General features: G+C 74.4%; 15 protein-coding genes. 7 read left to right on the forward strand and 8 right to left on the reverse strand.

Annotated features, from left to right (window positions below):
* Positions 1-2: 2 nt before the first annotated feature.
* The 3 genes from ACFVUY_RS11780 to rsmH all read right to left on the reverse strand — a co-directional run bounded on the left by ACFVUY_RS11780 (position 3) and on the right by rsmH (position 3,930).
* The gene (locus ACFVUY_RS11780; protein ID WP_387729411.1) at positions 3-2,213 is read right to left on the reverse strand and encodes a penicillin-binding transpeptidase domain-containing protein; all 2,211 of its coding nucleotides are present in this window, start codon (positions 2,211-2,213) and stop codon (positions 3-5) included.
* 73 nt (positions 2,214-2,286) lie between these two features.
* Positions 2,287-2,823: a cell division protein FtsL gene (locus ACFVUY_RS11785; protein WP_387729413.1), complete on the reverse strand. Its 537-nt coding sequence runs from the start codon at positions 2,821-2,823 to the stop codon at positions 2,287-2,289.
* Positions 2,824-2,955: 132 nt separating this feature from the next.
* Entirely contained in the window at positions 2,956-3,930 is a 975-nt protein-coding gene (rsmH, locus tag ACFVUY_RS11790; RefSeq protein WP_387729416.1) for a 16S rRNA (cytosine(1402)-N(4))-methyltransferase RsmH, read from the reverse strand.
* A gap of 537 nt (positions 3,931-4,467) precedes the next feature.
* Between rsmH and ACFVUY_RS11795 the strand changes: the two genes are divergently transcribed.
* From ACFVUY_RS11795 to ACFVUY_RS11810, 4 genes are all read left to right on the forward strand, one after another.
* A complete protein-coding gene (locus tag ACFVUY_RS11795; protein ID WP_224283459.1) occupies positions 4,468-5,010 on the forward strand; it encodes a carbonic anhydrase in 543 nt (180 codons plus the stop codon).
* A 289-nt stretch (positions 5,011-5,299) separates the two neighbouring features.
* Complete coding sequence (locus tag ACFVUY_RS11800) at positions 5,300-6,349, forward strand: AAA family ATPase (RefSeq protein WP_380357231.1); 1,050 nt, start codon at positions 5,300-5,302, stop codon at positions 6,347-6,349.
* A gap of 1 nt (position 6,350) precedes the next feature.
* The gene (locus ACFVUY_RS11805; RefSeq protein ID WP_387694815.1) at positions 6,351-7,673 is read left to right on the forward strand and encodes a DUF58 domain-containing protein; all 1,323 of its coding nucleotides are present in this window, start codon (positions 6,351-6,353) and stop codon (positions 7,671-7,673) included.
* Positions 7,670-10,096, forward strand: coding sequence for a DUF3488 and DUF4129 domain-containing transglutaminase family protein (locus ACFVUY_RS11810; protein WP_387729418.1), 2,427 nt, complete (start codon positions 7,670-7,672; stop codon positions 10,094-10,096). Before ACFVUY_RS11805 ends, ACFVUY_RS11810 begins: the two co-directional genes overlap by 4 nt.
* Before the next feature lie 107 nt (positions 10,097-10,203).
* On the opposite strand, the gene ACFVUY_RS11815 is transcribed toward ACFVUY_RS11810, so the two are convergent.
* The 3 genes from ACFVUY_RS11815 to ACFVUY_RS11825 form a co-directional block, all read right to left on the reverse strand.
* On the reverse strand, positions 10,204-10,593 hold the full coding sequence (locus tag ACFVUY_RS11815; protein WP_049651927.1) for a DUF3040 domain-containing protein: 390 nt from the start codon (positions 10,591-10,593) through the stop codon (positions 10,204-10,206).
* A gap of 498 nt (positions 10,594-11,091) precedes the next feature.
* The gene (locus ACFVUY_RS11820) at positions 11,092-11,844 is read right to left on the reverse strand and encodes a methyltransferase domain-containing protein (RefSeq protein ID WP_359897125.1); all 753 of its coding nucleotides are present in this window, start codon (positions 11,842-11,844) and stop codon (positions 11,092-11,094) included.
* Positions 11,845-12,102: 258 nt separating this feature from the next.
* The gene (locus ACFVUY_RS11825) at positions 12,103-12,657 is read right to left on the reverse strand and encodes an SAV_6107 family HEPN domain-containing protein (protein ID WP_387694813.1); all 555 of its coding nucleotides are present in this window, start codon (positions 12,655-12,657) and stop codon (positions 12,103-12,105) included.
* A gap of 631 nt (positions 12,658-13,288) precedes the next feature.
* Here ACFVUY_RS11825 and ACFVUY_RS11830 point away from each other — a divergent pair.
* Together ACFVUY_RS11830 and ACFVUY_RS11835 are read left to right on the forward strand one after the other, a co-directional pair.
* On the forward strand, positions 13,289-13,897 hold the full coding sequence (locus ACFVUY_RS11830) for a DUF4126 domain-containing protein (RefSeq protein ID WP_387694812.1): 609 nt from the start codon (positions 13,289-13,291) through the stop codon (positions 13,895-13,897).
* A 184-nt stretch (positions 13,898-14,081) separates the two neighbouring features.
* The gene (locus ACFVUY_RS11835; protein ID WP_387729420.1) at positions 14,082-15,599 is read left to right on the forward strand and encodes a phytoene desaturase family protein; all 1,518 of its coding nucleotides are present in this window, start codon (positions 14,082-14,084) and stop codon (positions 15,597-15,599) included.
* Between the two features lie 51 nt (positions 15,600-15,650).
* Here ACFVUY_RS11835 and ACFVUY_RS11840 read toward each other — a convergent pair whose 3' ends face one another.
* Complete coding sequence (locus ACFVUY_RS11840) at positions 15,651-16,526, reverse strand: hypothetical protein (protein WP_387729422.1); 876 nt, start codon at positions 16,524-16,526, stop codon at positions 15,651-15,653.
* Positions 16,527-16,730: 204 nt separating this feature from the next.
* On the reverse strand, positions 16,731-17,645 hold the full coding sequence (metF, locus tag ACFVUY_RS11845) for a methylenetetrahydrofolate reductase [NAD(P)H] (protein ID WP_359897118.1): 915 nt from the start codon (positions 17,643-17,645) through the stop codon (positions 16,731-16,733).
* A gap of 196 nt (positions 17,646-17,841) precedes the next feature.
* Between metF and ACFVUY_RS11850 the strand changes: the two genes are divergently transcribed.
* Positions 17,842-18,972 carry a polyprenyl synthetase family protein gene (locus ACFVUY_RS11850; RefSeq protein ID WP_359897116.1) on the forward strand — a complete coding sequence of 377 codons (1,131 nt, stop codon included), beginning with the start codon at positions 17,842-17,844 and terminating at the stop codon, positions 18,970-18,972.
* Positions 18,973-19,007: the final 35 nt, after the last annotated feature.

Consider the following 19,007-nt stretch of genomic DNA (forward strand, 5'->3'; position numbering starts at 1 on the left):
GTTCACGGCTTCCAGTCGACGGTGAGGTTGGGCGCCTGGCTGCCGCTCGGTGGGACCTGCATGGTCTTCAGGGTGAACTCCATCACCTGCTTGAACACCGGGCCGCACAGCTGGCCGCCGAAGTGGCCGTTGACCGGGCCCTGGAGGGTGCAGGAGACGGTGTACCGGGGGGCGTCGGCGGGGGCGAAGCCGATGAAGGAAGCGGTGTAGCCGTCGTAGCCGACGCCGTTGGCGGCGCCCCGGTTGGCGGTGCCGGTCTTGCCGGCGACCCGGTAGCCGGAGATGGCGGCCTTGCCGCCGGTGCCCTGCTCGTCGTCGACGACCGACTCCAGCATCGAGGTGAGGGTCTTGGCCGTCTCCGGGCTGACCACCCGGGTCTGCTCCCCCGGCGCGCTCGGCGTGTACTTGCCGTTCGGGTCGGTGACGCCCTGGACGATGCTGGGCGCGACCCGCACCCCGCCGTTGGCGATGGTGGAGTAGACCGAGGTGGCCTGCAGCGCGTTCATCTGCAGCGGGCCCTGGCCGAAGGAGATGTTGTACTTCTCCGAGGCGACCAGGTCCTCCGGCTTCTTGAGCATCCCGGGGGTCTCCCCGGGGAAGCCCAGGCCGGTCGGCCGGGCCACGCCGAACTTGCGCATGTAGCCGTCCAGCACCTGGTTGGCCTTCAGCTGGTCGCCGTCGCCGAGGGTCTCGACCGCCTCGATGGTGCCGATGTTGGACGACTTGGCGAGCACCCCGGCCAGGGTCAGGTACCAGGGGTCGTGGTCGATGTCGTCCTTGAATTGCTGCCCGGCCCGGACCAGCCGGTTGGGCACGGTGACCTTGGTGTCCCAGGTGGCCTTGCCGGAGTCCAGCACGGCGGCCAGGCTCATCAGCTTGGCGGTGCTGCCCGGCTCGTACGCGTCGGCCAGGGCGGGGTTGCCCAGCTGCGCCTGCTTGGACAGGCTCAGGTCGTTCGGGTTGAAGCCGGGCGCGGTGGCCATCGCGAGGACCTGACCGGTCTTCACGTCCTGGACCACCACGTAGCCCTTCTCCGCGCCGGAGTTGGCCACCTGGTCGGTGATCGCCCGCTGGGCGGCCCACTGGATGTCCCGGTTGATGGTCAGCTTCACGTCGTCGCCCGGCACGGCCGGCTCCATCGAGCCCCCCGCGGTGGGCACCAGCCGCCCGCCCGACTGGGCGTAGCTGCTGTGGCCGTCCTTGCCGGCCAGCAGCTTCTGATACTGGAGCTCCAGGCCGCCGGCGCCCTCGCCCTCGGCGTTGACGAAGCCGACCAGGTTGGCCGCCAGCCCGTCCGCGGGGTAGATCCGCTTCTGGGTCTCCCGGTTGAACACCCCGGCCAGCGGGTTGGCGCACTCGTTGTCCACCCGGGTGCGTCCGCCCTGGTCGGCGGGCTTGCCGAGCAGCCTCTTCTGGGCCTGGCAGGCCCGCGAGCCGGCCTGCTTCTCCAGGCCCGACTTGAGGTCGCTGATCTGCTTCTTGGCGGCCGGGGTCCGCTGGGCCGCGAGCCGCTTGTAACGGCTCTTGGGGGTGTGCAGGTCGGCGGCGATCTTCTCCTTGGGCACGCCGAGGATCGGCGACAGCAGCGCGGCCGCCTGCTCCGGCGCGTCCGGGATGCCGGTCGCCTCCGGGGTGAACATCGCCGGGTCGGCGGTGATGTCGTACGCGTCGACGGTGGCCGCCAGCGAGACCCCGTCGGAGGACGTTATCGAGCCGCGTTCGGCGGTGATCGGGATGTTCAGGTAGCGGTTGGTGTTGGCGTCGGCGGCCAGCGCGTCGGCGTCCACCAGCTGGAGCTGCACCAGGCGGCCCGCGAAGACGGAGAACACCAGCGACAGCACCACGCTGATCACCCGCAGCCGGCGCTTCGGTTCGGCCAGCTTGAGCGCCTTGGGGCGCAGCGACGGACGGCTCCGCGGGCGCACCGCCGCCTGGCTGCGGGCCGGCGGGCGTCCCTCGGGGCCGCGCTGCTGCGGCGCCCGCGGGGTACGGCCGACGGAGGCCGACCTGGAGGGCTGGGCCTTGGCCGACTGGCTGCGGGCGGGCTGACCCTTCGCCGGCTGGCTCCTGGCCGGCTGGCCCTTCGCGGGCTGACCCTTGACCGGCTGGCCGCGGCCGGAGCCGGACTGCGCGCGCGGCGCACCGCCGCGGGGCACCGGACGGCGGCCGTTGCCGCCGCCGGACCCACTGGTGGGCTGACGTGGAGTGCTCATGCGACCACCTCGCTGCGCTCGGCGGACGCTTCGCACCATTCGTACCTGTTGACGGTTCGCCCGTTCCGCCCGCTCACCGGCCGGCACCCCCGCTCGGCTTCGCGCCCGCGGCGGGCGGGACCGGGTTGAGCTGGATCACCGAGTCACCGGCGGACGCCGCCGGGGTCGGCGCGGGCGGCGGGGCTGCGGGCGACGGGGCACCGCCCGGCTGCGGCGCGGCCGGCGACGGCCCGGCGCCGGGCTGGGCGGCACTCGGCTGGGCCCTGGTCGGCCACGGCTCGGCCGTGGACCGCTTGACCGGCGGGCTGTCCTGCGCCGGGCCCGGGGTGCCGATCACCTTGCCGCCGTTCGGGACGTCCAGGAAGGCCATGCCGCCGGCCGGGACCATGCCGAGCTCGGCCGCGCGCCGCGACAGCGCGTCCGGGGCCGAGCTCTGGTCGATCTCGTGCTGGAGGCCCTGCTGCTCGTCGGTCGCCGTCGTGGTCTGCTTCTGCAGCCGGGACAGCTCGAAGGAGCCCTCGTTGAGCGCGGTGTTCAGCGTGAGCAGGCCGAGCAGCCCGGCCGCCAGCAGCACCACGATGAGCACCGCGAACGGCGTGCGCCGCCGCACCGGGCGCCTGCCCGGCCGGACCGTGATCCGTGCCCTGCCCTGCCTCGGGAGTCCTCCCCGCCCCGCCCGGACCTCACCGGCCACCGGCCCCACCGCTCTCCTCCGCCCTTCGGACCCGCCGGGACCGGTTCGTCAGCCCCGCTTGCTACGGTCCCTGATCCTCTCCGCCACCCGCAGCCGCACGGGCGCGGCACGCCGGTTCTCCTCGATCTCCTCCTCGGTGGCCAGCTCGGCACCGCGAGTGATCAGTTTGAGCCAGGGCTGGTGCTCCTCCGGGATGAACGGCAGGCCCGGCGGAGCGGTGCTGGTCGCACCGGCGGCGAAGCACTGCTTGACCAGGCGGTCCTCCAGCGACTGGTAGGACATCACCGCGATCCGGCCGCCCACCGCGAGGACGTCCAGCGCGCCCGGGATCGCCCGGTCCAGGACCTCCAGCTCGCCGTTGACCTCGATCCGCAGCGCCTGGAACGTCCGCTTGGCGGGGTTCCCGCCGGTCCGACGGGTCGCCGCCGGGATGGCGTTGCGCACCAAATCGACCAGACGCGCGCTGTTGGTGAACGGTTCCTTCTCCCGCTCCCGCAGGATCACCGAGGCGATCTTCCCGGCGAACCGCTCCTCGCCGTACACCTTGAGGATCCGGGCCAGGTCGCCGTGGCTGTAGGTGTTCAGCACCTCCGCCGCGCTGATCCCCCGGGTCTGGTCCATCCGCATGTCCAGCGGCGCGTCCTGCGCGTACGCGAAGCCGCGCTCGGCCTCGTCCAGCTGCATCGAGGAGACGCCGAGGTCGAACAGGACGCCGTCCACCTCGTCGATGCCCAGGCGCTCCAGCACCTCGGGGATCTCGTCGTAGACGGCGTGCACCAGGGTGGCCCGGTCGCCGAACGGGGCCAGCCGCTCGCCGGACAGCTTCAGCGCCACCGGGTCGCGGTCCACCGCGACCAGCCGCACCTGCGGGAACTGGGTCAGCAGCGCCTCGCTGTGCCCGCCGAGGCCGAGGGTGGCGTCGACCACGACGGCACCGGGGCGCGAGATCGCCGGGGCCAGGGCGTCCATGCACCGCTGGAGCATCACCGGAACGTGCTTGGGGCCCGGTTCGTTGGTGGTCATGCGCGGTGGCGCCCTTCCTCGGTGCGGAGCAGCCCGACGTCCGGGAGCTGCGACCATTCTCGCCCACCGTGCCCCGGCACGACGAAGCGGCCCGTGGTCCCCGCCCGCTCAAGGGGAAGGTCGTGACCGCCCGGCACCGGGGAAGGTGCGCCAGGTGGACACGGAGCGGGAGGAGGCCACGGACCGCGTCGACCGGGCCGCACCGGCCGGGAAGGCCCGGTTGACGGGCCCCGGCGGGTGTGCTCCACTGCGCCGCAAACTCTATCGCGCGGGCCTTGCCAGTCAATGGTCCGCTCCGGCGCACCACCCGGGCGGCGGTACGGATCACCGCAGGTCGCGGGCGTGCGGGTGGACCGGTGGCGGCACGGATCGGGGGCCTTCGACGGCCGGCGCGCGCCCCCTCCCCGCCCCGCGTGCGGGTCACCCCGCACCAGCCCGGACGAACCCTCCGGTTGTGGCGATGCACCCGATCGCGGCGCCCGGTTCTGTAGCTCCCCGCCCCACCGCGCGCTCCTGATCCGCACTAACGTCGCCACCATGACAGTGACACCAGACCGGCCCTCGCCGAACGCCGCTGCCGCCCCTGCCAGACCCACCGTCATCGACCGCTTCGTCACGGCCAACCGCACCTACGCCGTGACCTTCCAGGACGGCGGGATGGACGCCCGCCCGGTGCAGAAGATCGCCGTGGTCGCCTGCATGGACGCCCGCCTCGACCTGTTCGCGGCGCTAGGCCTCGAACTCGGCGACGCGCACGTCATCCGCAACGCCGGAGGCGTCGTCACCGACGACACCATCCGCTCCCTGACCATCAGCCAGCGCGCCCTCGGCACCCGCTCGATCGCGCTGATCCACCACACCGGCTGCGGCCTGCTCGGGCTCACCGAGGACTTCCGCCGCGAGCTGGAGCTGGAGGTCGGCCAGCGCCCGCAGTGGGCGGTGGAGGCCTTCGTCGACCTGGACGGCGACGTCCGCCAGTCCATGCAGCGCGTCCGCACCTCTCCCTTCCTGCTGCACACCGACGACGTCCGCGGCTTCGTCTTCGACGTCCACACCGGCCTGCTGCGCGAGATCGACTGAGTACTCCGTCCGCTCGTCCCCGGGCCCGCCGCAGCCGCCCGGAGACGAGCGGACCGGCCACCCGCGGTCCAGGCATTCGGGAACCGCCGAATGGTGACTTCTGGCCATCCCGCGGGGGAGAATGCGCCTGCCGGTCGGACCCCGAACCACCTGGGGCGGCCAGGCCGCAGGCCGCCTTTCCCGGCGCCGGATCCTTGTTCGGAACCGCCCCCGGGACGGCCGCGTCAAGCATGGGGTGGGGCCCGGCCTCGGGACGGGGCGGGCACAGGGTGCCAGGGAGCGTAAACGGGTGACGAGCTACAACGATCAGGCCGGACTCGGCAGTCCTGCGGGGGGCGAGCAGCAGAGGGCGAACGGGTACCAGCCGGTCGGGCTCCCCGAGCTCGCCGCGGTCGTCGACCGCGTCCGCGCCAACGTCGAGAGCGTGATCGAGGGCAAGCCGGAGGCCGTCCGGATCGCCCTGACCGTCCTGCTCGCCGAGGGCCACCTGCTGCTGGAGGACGTGCCCGGCGTCGGCAAGACCATGCTGGCCAAGGCGCTCGCCCGCTCGCTCGACTGCACCGTGCGCCGCATCCAGTTCACGCCCGACCTGCTGCCCTCGGACGTCACCGGCACCAACATCTACGACCAGCAGCGGCACGACTTCGAGTTCCGCCCGGGCGCGATCTTCGCCCAGGTCGTGGTCGGCGACGAGATCAACCGCGCCTCGCCCAAAACCCAGTCCGCGCTGCTGGAGTCCATGGAGGAGCGCCAGGTCACCATCGACGGCACCAGCTACGAGCTGCCCTCGCCGTTCATGGTCGTGGCCACCCAAAACCCGGTCGAGATGGAGGGCACGTACCCGCTGCCGGAGGCCCAGCGCGACCGCTTCATGGCCCGGATCTCGATCGGCTACCCCAGCCCCGAGGCCGAGCTCGCGATGCTGGACGTGCACGCCGGCGCCAGCCCGCTGGAGGACCTCCAGCCGGTCGCGCACGCCTCCGACATCCTCAAGCTGATCGACCTGGTCCGCGGCGTGCACATCGCCGACCCGGTCCGCCGCTACGCCGTCGACCTGGTCGGCGCCACCCGCACCAGCCCGGAGCTGCGCCTGGGCGCCTCCCCGCGCGCCACCCTGCACCTGGTCCGGGCCGCCCGCGCCGCCGCCGCGCTGGACGGGCGCGACTACGTCACCCCGGACGACATCCAGCGCCTCGCCGTCCCGGTCCTGGCACACCGTCTGATGCCGACCGCCGAGACCCAGCTCAGCCGCCGCACCTCCGAGCAGATCGTGACCGACCTGGTCGCCCGGCTGCCGCTGCCGCGCCCGCAGGGCGGCCCGGCCGTCCGGAGGGGCTGAGGTGACCCAGTCCGACTCCGCTTCGGGACTGCGGGCCGGGTTCCGCGGTCTCACCACCCGGGGGCGGTCCTTCCTCGCCGCCGGGGTCACCGCGGTGGTCTGTTCCTACCTGCTCGACCAGAACGCCCTGCTGCGCGTCGGCGTCCTGCTCGCCGCCCTGCCGCTGGTCGCCGTGGTGGTGGTCGCCAACACCCGCTACCGGGTGGCCAGCGGACGCCGGCTCAGCCCGCGCCGGGCCGTCGCCGGCCAGGAGGCCCGGGTCCACCTGCGGGTCGACAACGTCTCCCGGGTGCCCACCGGCGTGCTGCTGCTGGAGGACAAGGTCCCGTACGTGCTCGGGCCGCGCCCGCGCTTCGTGCTGGACCGGGTCGAGCCGCGCGGCAACCGCGAGGTCTCCTACCGGGTCCGCTCCGACCTGCGCGGCCGCTACCCGCTCGGGCCGCTCCAGCTGCGGCTGTCCGACCCGTTCGGGATGTGCGAGGTGACCCGCGCCTTCACCGCCTCCGACGTCCTCACCGTCGTCCCCCAGGTCCAGGCGCTGCCGTCGGTACGGCTCAGCGGCGAATGGATCGGCCAGGGCGAGAGCCACAGCCGCACCCTGGCGCTGGCCGGCGACGACGACGTGATCCTGCGCGAGTACCGGCCCGGCGACGACCTGCGCCGGGTGCACTGGCGCTCCACCGCCCGGTACGGCGAGCTGATGGTGCGCCGCGAGGAGCAGCCCCGGCAGGCCCGGGCCACCGTCGTGCTGGACACCCGGGAGATCGCCCACCGGGGCAGCGGCCCCGCCTCCTCCTTCGAGTGGGCGGTCGGCTGCGCCGCCTCGGTCTGCGCGCACCTGCTGGAGCGCGGCTACCAGACCCGGCTGCTCACCGACACCGGGCTGTCCGTGCCCGCGCCCGGCGCGGGCGGCGGCCACGGCAGCGCCGCCACCTCCGGGCTGATCCTGGACGCCCTCGCCGTCGCCGACCTGTCCGACGGCGGCACCCTCTCCCGCGCCGAGGATCCGCTGCGTGCCGGCGGCGAGGGCCTGCTGGTCGCCGTCCTCGGCGACCTGGACGACGCCCAGGCCACCCGGCTGGGCCGGCTGCGCAGCCGCGCCGGCGGCGCGATCGCCCTCCTGCTGGACACCGGCACCTGGGCCGGCCTGCGGATGCTCGCCCCGGACACCGGCGGCGACGACTTCCGCGCCCGGGTCCGGCAACTGCGCGAGTCCGGGTGGACGGTGATCCCGGTGCGGGCCGGGGACTCCGTACCGGACCTGTGGCGGGCCGCCGACGGCAGCAGGACGACCGCCCCCTACCGAGAAGAGGCCGGCGCGTGACCACCCGGGCCAAACTGACCGCGTACTCGGCGCTGGCCACCGCCCTCGCCTCGCTGTGCATGATGCCGCTGCTCACCACCCGCAGCTGGTTCACCCACGCCGTCCTGGTGATCGCAGTGATCTCCGCGGTCGGCGCGGGCCTGCGCCGCTCCCCGCTGTACCGCTGGACGGTGCCGGTCGGGCAGCTGCTGGTCCTGCTCCTCCTGCTGCTGCTCGGCTTCGCAGGCGCCGGCGGGGTACTGCCCGGGCCGGCCACGATACGGGTCCTGGACCAGGTCCTCAGCTCCGGCCTGGACGACATACAGCAGTACGCCATCCCGGCTCCGCCGACCGCCGGACTGCGGCTGATCCTGGTCTCGGCGATCGGCCTGATCGCCGTCGCGGTGGACACCGTCGCGGTGACCTACCGGCGCTCGGCGCTGGCCGGGCTGCCGCTGCTGGCCCTGTACTCGGTCGGCAACGGCCTGGCCGGGGAGCACGGCAGCTGGGTCTGGTTCGCCGTCGCCGCGGCCGGCTACCTGCTGCTGCTGTTCGCCGAGGGCCAGGACCGGGTCTCCCGCTGGGGCCGGGTCTTCTACGGCGGGGCGCGCGGCTCGGTGGAGTCCGGCCGGGTCAGCCCGGGCGGCCGGCAGGTCGGCGTGCTGGCCCTGGCGGTGGCGCTGCTGCTGCCGGTGATCCTGCCGCAGTGGAGCTCCGGACTGCTGAACTCCGGCTCCGGCGGGTCGAAGGGCAAGGGCGCCGGCGGGAGCCTGACCAGCCTCGACCCGATGGTCAGCCTGGAGGCCGCGGTCACCAGGCCGACCGACGCGGAGCTGCTCACCTACACCCTGGACAGCTCGCTGGCCGATCAGACCTATCTGCGGACCGGCTCGCTCGACCAGTTCGACGGCACCAACTGGAAGCTCGCCAGCCCCACGGTCACCGACCTCCCGGCGACGCTGCCCACCCCCGAGGGCCTGCGCGACGCCCAGCTCCCCCGGATCGACGTCGACCTCAAGATCGGCGACCGGCTGGAGGGCAGCTGGCTGCCGATGCCCTACCCGGCCGTCTCCGTCCAGGTCCCCAAGCCCGGCGACTGGAAGCTCGACCCGCTGACCCGCACCGTCCTGCCGGCCAACGACAAGGCGATCCGCAACCTGAGCTACCACGTCAGCGCCCTGGACCTGCGGCCCACCGCCAACGACCTGCGCCTCGCGGCCACCGCGCCGCAGGACATCAGGGAGCACTACACCGCCGTCCCGGCCGACCTGCCGCCGGTGGTCGCCGAGAAGGCCAGGGCCGTCACCGCCGGCGCCCGGAACGACTACGACCGGGCGACGGCGCTGGTCAACTGGTTCACCGGGCCGGACTTCACGTACGACACCGCGGTCAACGGCGGCACCGGCAGCGACGCCATCGCCGTCTTCCTGCGCGACCGCCGCGGCTTCTGCGTGCACTTCGCCTCCACCATGGCGGCGATGGCCCGGGTACTGAAGATCCCGGCCCGGGTGGCCGTCGGCTTCACCCCCGGCGACAACAAGGGCGGCGGCCTCTACTCGGTGACCGGCCGGATGTACCACGCCTGGCCCGAGCTGTACTTCTCGGGCTACGGCTGGCTGCGCTTCGAGCCGACCCCGAGCCGCGGCGTCCCGGCCCGCTACACCGAGGCGTCCAACGCCCCGACCAGCGCGCCGACCCAGCAGGTGACCGCCGCCCCGCAGAGCGCCTCGGCCGCCCCCGCGCCGACCTCCAGCTCGGACTGCACCCCCAAGCAGCGCCAGCTGGGCGAGTGCGACACCAAGGGCAAGGCCGTCGCCACGGCCGCCGAGGAGTCCTGGCTGCTCTCCCCGCAGGTGCTCGTCACCCTGGCCGCGGTGCTCGTGCTGATCGCACTGCTGCTCGCCCCGATGCTCTGGCGCGCCGCCGTGCGCCGCCGCCGACTGGGCGGCGGGGGCCGGCGCGGGCCCGGCGGGAGCGGGCCGGCGGAGCTGACCGACGCCCAGGTGCTGGCCGCCTGGGACGAGCTGATCGACTCCGCCTGGGACCTCGGAATTCCCCCGGACGAGTCACGCACCCCGCGTTCGGCGGCCCGCCGGATCACCGAGAAGGCGCAGCTGGACGCGGACTCCTCGGCCGCCACCGGCCGGCTGGCGCTGGCCACCGAGCGGGTGCTCTACGCCCCGCCCGGGCGGCCCACCACGGAGCCGCTGGCCGCCGACGTGCGCACCGTCCGGCGCGGGCTGCGGGCGAGCGCCGGCCGGGCCGGGCGGACCAGGGCGCTGCTGCTGCCGCCGTCCTCGGCCCAGCTGTGGTGGCGGATCTCCGACGCGGTGCGGGCGGCCCGGGCGGCGGTCGGCACCCGGGTCGGCCGGGCGGTCGAGGCGGTCCGCGCGCCGGTGCGGCGGGTCTTCACCCGGCGCAAGCGGTCCACGCCGCAATCGTGACGCCGGAGTCCTGACCCGGACACGAAGCCGGGGCGGGCAGTCGATCGACTGCCCGCCCCGGCTTCATCCGTTTCGTACCCATCGGCTCCGGCCATCGGCCGGGCGGCTCAGAAGCCCCCGGTCTGCTCGTCCCGACGACGCTGCCAGCGCTGCTCCACCCGGTCCATCATCCCGGCCTTGCGGCGCGGGGCGGCGGCCGGGCGGGCCCCGGTGCCCTGGCCCGCGGGCCCCCGGCGCCAGCCGGTCACGGCGAACACCGCACATCCGAGCATCACCAGGAAGCCCACGACGCTGACCCAGATCTGGTCCGGCACGACCATGCCGCCCATCAGCAGGCCGATGCCCACCACGAAGCCGGCGACGGCCAGGTAGACCCGCCGACGGGTGTAGGTGCGCAGCCCGGTTCCCTCAAGCGCAGACGCGAATTTGGGATCTTCGGCATACAGCGCTCGCTCCATCTGGTCGAGCAGTCGCTGCTCGTGCTCCGAGAGCGGCACGGAGTCCTCCTACTCGTCGGTCGCGCGTGCGACCGGTCCGCCCACCCCGGTCGGGGAGGCAAGTCCAATCAGCCTTGGGGCACACGGTCGGACGCCCGTGCGGGGGACCCGGCCCGTGTCGTCCATATGCCCCACGCGTCCGGCTGTCATGCTTTCCGGCTTTACCCAGATCATACGGTCCGTGGGCCCGTTACGGAGTGGTCTGCGCCGCGTGGGACGGGCCACTTCGAGCGGGGACGGCCGCATCGGAGTCAACGCGCCACGCCCCGGACAAGTGCCCGATCGGATGGAATCGTCCCGGACCTGGGCAGGTTTGCCACCGGGCGGCGCGGAGCGACCGGGGGCCGACCGGCGCACGGACGGGCTACGGGCGGGGAACCGCCAGGCCTCCGGGGCGCGAACCGCCGCCGTACGGTGTGCAAAAAAACCGTACGACGGTGGCAGGGTTCGTGAAGGGGCGCACGCGCCCTGAGAGGAGCGCGTGCCGGACGGAACGCCTCAGGCCAGGGTGGCCAGCAGGTGCAGCTGAGTCGCCACGGCATGGAACGCGGGCTGCTCGGCGGCGGCCTCCTCCAGCTTCAGCAGCGCGTCCAGGGCACCCGGCTCGGCGTCCACCAGCACCCCGGGGACGAGGTCGGCGAAGACCCGTACGCCGTGCACCGACTCCACCCGCAGGCCGGCGGCCTCGGCCAGCCGGCCCAGCTCCTCGCCGGTGAAGCGGCGCGGCATCGGGTCCTGCGCGCCCCAGCGGCCGTCCGTGGCGGAGAGCACGGTGCGGGCCTCGTTGAAGTGGCCGGCCAGCGCGCGGGCCAGCACGGCGCCGTTGCGGTTGGCCGCCAGCAGGCTGACCACACCGCCCGCGCGCAGGGTGCCGGCCAGGCTGCCGAGCGCCTCGGCCGGGTCGTCCACGACCTCCAGCACGCCGTGGCAGAGCACCGCGTCCACGCTGCCGGGAGCGACCAGCTCCGGCAGGGTCTGGGTGTCGCCCTGGACGGCCCGCACCAGGTCCGTCACACCGGCCTCGGCGGCCCGGCGCTCCAGGGCGAACAGGGCGTCCGGGCTCGGGTCGACCACGGTGACGCGGTGGCCGAGCTTGGCGACCGGCACGGCGAAGTTCCCGGTGCCGCCGCCGGTGTCGACCACGTCGAGCACCGGCTGGTCCAGCTCGGCCGCCCGCTTCTCCAGGGCTGCCCGGACCACCTCCCACACCACGGCGGTACGCAGGGCACTGCGGGGACGCGTCGGGTACAAGGTGGGGCTCCTTGGCACGTGCAGTTCGATCAGGATGCCTCCACCTTAGAGCCTGTCTCCTGGATCCTTGCCGGGCCCACCACGCCGGGGCACGCACCTCGCCGCGTTGTCGTCGGTCGCCAATGCTCCGCAGTGGCTCCCTCCTCCGCCTTGCGATGCACGCACCCCAACGCCGCGGCCTGATCCGACAAAATCCAGGAGACAGGCTCTGGACCGGCCCGGCGGGGACCTCGTCGGACCGGCCCGGCGGGGACCCTGTCAGACCGGCGGCTCGTCGGCCTCCAGTGGCAGCCGGGGCGGGGGCGGCGCGGCGTGCAGGCCGAGCAGCCGCTCGACCAGGCGCAGGAAGAGGGCGGAGTTGCGGATCAGGTCGTCGGCGTCGCGGGCCGAGGCGGCGCCCCTGATCCCGGCCTCGGCGGCGGCCCGGCGGCGGGCGCCGGCGCCGTAGTAGAGCGCCCATTCGGCGAGTTCCGGGGCCACCTCGGGCAGCACCTCCCAGGCGCTGCGGATGGCCTTGCGGCGGCGCGGACTCTTCTCCGGGCGGCCGCGCACCGCCAGGACGGCCGCCACCGTGCGCAGCGCGGCCAGGTGGGCGGTGGCGTAGCGCTCCAGCGGGTCCTCCAGGGCGCGGGCCCGGACGAGGGTGCGGTGGGCGTCGGCGAGCAGGTCGAGGGCGGCCGGCGGCGCGGCGGTCCGGCGCAGCACGGGGTGGACGTCCGCTCCGGCGGGGCGTCGGGCGGACGGCCCCGGGAGCTGTGGCAGGGCGGCGGAGTGGAGGCGGGCGGTGACGGGCTCAGGACGACTGATGGTCATGGTCTCCCCCGTTCCGAGGCAGCGCGCGGACCGGGTGGTCCGTGCCTTCCCATCGTGAACGGCACCACTGACAATCCGGCCCGGAAGGCCGCTCCTGCGGCGCGAAGGGGCCGTAAGGAGTCCGGAAAAGCCGTAGGGAGACCGGAAAACGGGGTAGCGGCGGCAGGCGCGGTCCTCCCCCGGTTCCGCGCCGCCGCCGTGTCGTCGCTCCGCCGGTCCACCCCCTGGCCGGCGGCGGCGAACTCCCCCTCGCGGCCGGTCTCCCCCCGGCCCGCTCCGCCGCCCCGTGTCGGCGGTGCGGGGACCACGACCAGCCCCGTGGCGGTCCGTCCGCCGCCTCCCCCGGCCTGCGCGGCCGGGAGACGGACGGATCCGCCGCCCGGGCGGGCCGGGCGCCCGACGCGCCGCCCTCCCGGGTGCCACCACTCTCCCGTCCGCGCAGGTCGTCGGCCATCCGCTGACGTACTCAACCGCGAATCTGAGTATCCGTACTCAGTCCGTCCCGGCCCGCCGTCCGCCGGAACCGCGACGTGCGTCCACAACGTCCCGGGTGCCGGTACGGTACGGCGGGGCCGGGCGGAACCGGCCCCGCCGGACGAGGAGCGGACGCGATGACGAGGAGGGGGACGCGATGACGGTCCTGCCGCTGATCTTCACCAGCGGGCTGGCCAGCGGCATCAACGCCTACGCGGTGGTGCTGCTGCTCGGCCTGCTGGGCAGGTTCGGTGACGCGGACTCGGTGCCGCAGGCGCTGGAGCGCACGGACGTGCTGGTGGTGGCGGGCGTGCTGTTCGCGCTGGAGGCCGTGGCCGACAAGATCCCGTACGTGGACAGCGTCTGGGACGTCGTGCACACGGTGATCCGGCCGATCGCCGGTGCCACCGTCGGCGTGCTGATCGCGAGCAACGACCCCGGTTCGCTCAGCGAGGTCGCGGCCGGCGCGATGGGCGGCACCTCGGCGCTGGTCAGCCACCTGGTGAAGTCCTCGCTGCGGATGGCCGTCAACACCTCCCCGGAACCGGTCAGCAACATCGTGGTCAGCATGGCCGAGGACCTCTCGGTGGCCGGCCTGGTCACGCTGGCGATCTTCCACCCCTGGCTGGCCGCCTCGGTCGCCGCCGCGGTCCTGGTCGCCGGTCTGCTGCTGGTCCGGCTGGCGATCACGAAGATCCGCGCCTTCCGGGCCCGCCGCCGCGAACGCAGGGCCGCCAGGGCGGCGGGCGCCGCGGGCACGGCGTAAACCTGGTCCCAGGGCGTGTCTGACAATTCGCGTCGGATCAGGGCGCGGCGTCGGGGTGCGTGCATCGCAAGGCGGAGGAGGGAGCCACTGCGGAGCATTGGCGACCGACGACAACGCGGCGAGGTGCGTGCCCCGGCGTCGCGCACCCGGCGGGCATTGTCAGACACGCCCTAGGATCGGGGCCATGGCAAAGATCGTCGTCATCGGCGCAGGAATGAGCGGGCTCGCGGCGGCCTCCCGGCTGGCGACCCTCGGCCACCGGGTGACGGTCTGCGAGGCGGGCGGCACGTACGGGGGCATGGTCGGGCGGTACGAGCGCGACGGCTTCGCCTTCGACACCGGCCCCGGCCTGCTCTCCCTCCCGGCCGTCTACCGCGACCTCGCGCTGAAGACCGGCAAGGAGCCGCTGGAGCAGCTGGTCGAGCTGGCCCCGGTCGACCCGGAGAGCCGGCACCTGTTCCCCGACGGCACCGCCGTCACCCTGCCCAACGCCTCCCGCGGCGGTGTCAGCCAGGCCCTGGACGCCGCCTTCGGCGCCGGCTCCGGCGCCCGCTGGAGCGAGGTGATGAACCACGGCCGGACGGTCTGGGAGGCCACCCGCCGCCCGCTGCTGGAGGAGGCGCTCCCGGCCGACCTCGGTGTCCTGTCCCCGGCCGGCCGGGCCCGGGTGGACACCGACCCGTACCCCGTGCCGCCGCGCGCCGGCCTGGCCCGGCTGCGCCGCCCGCGGCCGTGGAGCCTCGCCGACGTGGCGCGGCGGCAGCTCGGCGGCCACCCCGGCCTGACCGCCCTGCTGGGCGAGCCCGCGCTGCGGTACGGCCTCCTGCCCGGGCAGGCCCCGGCGGGGGCCGCCGTGCTGCCGTACATGGAGCAGTCCTTCGGCGTCTGGTACGTCCGGGGCGGCCTTCGCGCGCTCGCGGACGCCGTGTACCGGCGCTGCGAGCTGCGCGGGGTCGGGTTCCGCTTCGACACCCCGGTCACCCGGGTGGTCGTGGAGAACGGCCGGGCGTGCGGGGTCGGGACGGCGGACGGCCGGATCGACGCGGACCTGGTGATCTCCGCGATGGACACCCGCACGCTGTTCCACCACGGCATCGCCGAGTGGCCGGGGGTGCCGGCCGAGGACTGGGAGCCGTTCGAGGTGCCCGGCCGGTTCAGCGTGCTGCTCGCCCTGCGCGGGCCCCGGCCCGAGGGCACCGCGCACCGGACGGTGGTCCACGCGGTGGACCCGGCCGCCGAGGAGAACGCCCTCACCCTGTCCGCGCCGCTGTGCGAGCGTCCCACCGTGCAGGTGCTCCGCCCGGACGACCCGGCGCTGCGCCCCGACGACGCCCACGAGAGCGTGGTGCTGACCGCGACCGTCCCGGCCCAGGAGGAGGACGTCGACTGGACCGCCCCCGGTGTCGCCGACCGCTACGCCGACCGGTTGCTCGCCCACGTCGACGCGGCCGGCCTGGGACTGCGCGAGCGGGTGCTGTGGCGGGTCGTGCGCACCCCGGAGGACACCCGCCGGGAGACCGGCGCGCTGTTCGGCTCGGTCGCCCGCCCGGTGCTCGCGGGTTCGTACGCGGGGCTGCACGCCGCCAATGCGTCGCCCGTCCCGGGCCTCTACCTGGTCGGCGGCAACGCCCACCCCGGCGGCGGCCTCGCCCGCGTCGGCATGTCGGCCTGCATCACCGCCGGGCTGATCGGCCCGGCGTAGGGCCCGGCGGCCCGGCCCGGTCGGCGCCTCTGCTGCCGGGCCCCTGCCGGGTCAGCCCTGGTGCCAGGTGTTCTGCTGCTGGTAGCCGTAGTTCTGGTCGTACGCCGGCTGCTGCGGGATGCCCTGGACCTGCGGGTCGGGCTGCGGCTGCCACTGCTGCTGGGGCTGGGCGTTCGGGTCCCAGGTCTGCTGGTGCTGCGGCTGCTGGTAGCCCGCGTACGGGTCCTGCTGCTGGTCCTGCTGCTGCGGGTAGCCGCCGTACGGGTCCTGCTGCTGGGGGTAGCCGCCGTAGGACTGCTGCTGGTCGTAGGCGTAGGCGGGCTGCTGCTGGGTCTGCCACTGCTGCTGGTCGTAGCCGGACTGGTAGGCGGCGGCGTACGGGTCCTGGTGCTGCTGCTGGACCTGCGGCTGCTGCTGCTCGTAGTACCCGGGGGCGTAGACGCCGTCCTGGGCGAGTTCCTGCATCTCGAAGGCGGCGGTCTGCTCGACCTCGGGCACCTCGTCGGGCACCTCGACGGGGACCGGCGCGGCGGCCCGGGTCTCCTCGACGGCGCTGACCTCGCCGACCCGCTTCCTGGCGACGGCGACGGCCGCCACCGCGGCGGCGCCGCCGGTCAGGGCGCCCAGCAGCGGCACCTTGGCGAGCGGGCCGGGCAGGGTGCCGTCGGCCTTCCGAAGGGACCAGCCGGCCTGGTGGCCGCGCTTGACCGCGAGGGTGACGAAGGTCTGGCCGACCGCGAACAGCGCGGCGCCGGCCCCGATCACCACGACCGAGCCGAGGACCATCCCGGCGGCCACGCCCAGGAAGCCGGCCAGGGCCAGGACCCGCCAGTGCAGCGGCGCCCGGTTCTGCAGCAGCACCTCGGCGACCAACCAGAGCGCCACCACCGCCAACGCGGTGTACAGCAGCAGGTATCCGATGCCCATCCGCCCGCTACCTCCAGTCGCGTACCCGCGCTTGTGCGCCGCGCGTGTGCGGCGACTGTACCGGTTCAACGGCCGGGGTACCGCATCGCGTTCCCGCCGCCCCGGACGGCGGCCGCACACGACCGAGCCCGTCACCGTCGGTTCGGTGACGGGCTCGTGAACACCCGGCGCCGGCGCTGCGCGGGCGCGGGCCCGGCCGGCCGGTCAGCGCTGGTGCAGCCCCAGGTTCTGGTAGATCTCCAGCGTCGCCGTCGAGTGGTTCAGCGTGATGAAGTGCAGACCGGGCGCGCCCTCGGCGAGGAGGCGCTCGGCCATCGCCGTGGCGTGCTCCATGCCGATGGCCCGCAGCGCCGCCGGGTCGTCGATGGCCGCCCGCAGGCGGGCCTCCAGGTCGGCGGGGAAGGCCGAGCCGCTGAGCTGGGGGAAGCGCTCCAGCTGCTTGGCGTTGGTGACCGGCATGATCTCCGGGATGATCGGCGTCTCGCAGCCGGCGGCCGTGACCCGGTCGCGCAGCCGCAGGTAGTCGTCCACCTCGAAGAACATCTGGGTGATCGCGTAGTCGGCCCCGGAGCGGATCTTCGCCACGAAGTGCCGGATGTCCTCGTCCCAGTCGGTCGAGCGCGGGTGCATGTTCGGCGAGGCCGCGACGCCGACGCAGAAGTCGCCGATGCCCTTGATCAGCTCCACCAGCTCGTACGCGTAGGTGACGCCCTCGGGGTGGCTGACCCACTCGCCCATCGGGTCGCCGGGCGGGTCGCCCCGGACCGCCAGGACGTTCCGCACGCCCTGGTCGGCGTACTGGCCGATGATGTTGCGCAGCTCCGCGATCGAGTGGTCCACCGCGGTGAGGTGGGCGACCGGGGTCAGGGTGGTCTCGGTGGCGATCCGGCCGACCATGTTGACGGTGCGCTCGCGCGAGGAGCCGCCGGCGCCGTAGGTCATACAGACGAAGTTCGGGTCGAGCGGTTCGAGCCGACGGATGGCGTCCCAGAGTTTCTGCTCGCCGACCTCGGTGCGCGGCGGCATGAATTCGAAGGAGAAGGAGCGCTTTCCGGCCGCCAGGAGGTCGCGCACCGTCAGTGCGCGATCCGTTCTCGTGGAAGCGATACCGAGTGCCATGCTGGCAGGCTATCCGGCGTTCGAAGGGGCCGGACAACCGTATTCCACCTATTGAGACAAGAGATGGAAGACGTTCCGGTTCACCCCGGCCCCGTTCCGCGGCGCCTCCTCCGAGCCCCCGCGGGGCCGCTCGCACACCCGTTCCCAGCCGCACCGTTACGCTTGCTGCACCCCAGAGAACCAGCGGAGCCCCATCGTGACCTCGTCCAGCACCCGGCCGGCCAACCCCAGTGCGGCCAACCCCATTGACGTGGAGGACGTCCGCACCCGCGTCAACGCGGCGCTCGCCGCGTTCATGGACGGCCAGTCCGTGCTGCTCGACAAGATCTCGCCCCGGCTGGCCCCCGCCGCCGACGCGCTGCGCGACTTCCTGCTGGACGGCGGCAAGCGCCTGCGCCCGGCCTTCTGCTACTGGGGCTGGCGCGGCGCCGGCGGCCCGGCCGGGGGCGCCACCGGTGAGGCGATCGCCAACGCGGCCGCCGCCCTCGAGCTGCTCCAGGCGAGCGCCCTGGTGCACGACGACCTGATGGACCGCAGCGACACCCGCCGCGGCCTGCCCTCGGTCCACCGCCGCTTCGAGGCGCTGCACCGGGACAGCGGCTGGCGCGGCGACCGCGAGCAGTACGGCACCTCGGCCGCGGTGCTGCTCGGCGACCTGCTGCTGATCTGGTGCGACGAGCTGTTCCTGCGCTCCGGCCTGGAGCCGGCCGCCGTCCTCGCCGCCAAGCCGGTGTTCGACCTGATGCGCACCGAGGTCATGCTCGGCCAGTACCTGGACGTCCTGGAGCCGGTGGCCGGCGACTCGACCGACGAGGGCGCGCTGGACCGGGCGCGGACGGTGCTGCACTACAAGTCCGCGAAGTACACCATCGAACGGCCGCTGCAGGTGGGTGCGCTGCTGGCCGGTGCCGGGCCGGAACTGGTCGAGGCGTACGGGGCGTTCGGGCTGCCGCTGGGCGAGGCCTTCCAGCTGCGCGACGACCTGCTCGGCGTCTTCGGGGACCCGGCCGTCACCGGCAAGCCGGCCGGGGACGACCTGCGCGAGGGCAAGCGCACCCTGCTGGTCGCGCACGCGATGCGGGGCCTGCCGGCCGCCGACGCCCGGCACCTGGACGAGCGGCTCGGCGCCCCGGACCTGGCGGCCCCTGAGGTCGCCGAGCTGCGCGCGCTGGTCGCCCGCAGCGGCGCGCCCGAGCTGGTGGAGCACCGGATCGAGGAGCTGATGCGGCAGTCGCTGGCCGCGCTGGAGGCCGCTCCGCTCGCAGACGACCGGGCCCGTACGGTGCTGCTGGCCCTGGCCGAGGCCGCCACCGTCCGCAAGTACTGACGGACGGCGACGGCCCCGGGGCCTGGAGGCCTGCG

Source organism: Kitasatospora sp. NPDC058063, from assembly GCF_042885395.1.
Taxonomy (GTDB): Bacteria; Actinomycetota; Actinomycetes; order Streptomycetales; family Streptomycetaceae; genus Kitasatospora; species Kitasatospora lactacystinica.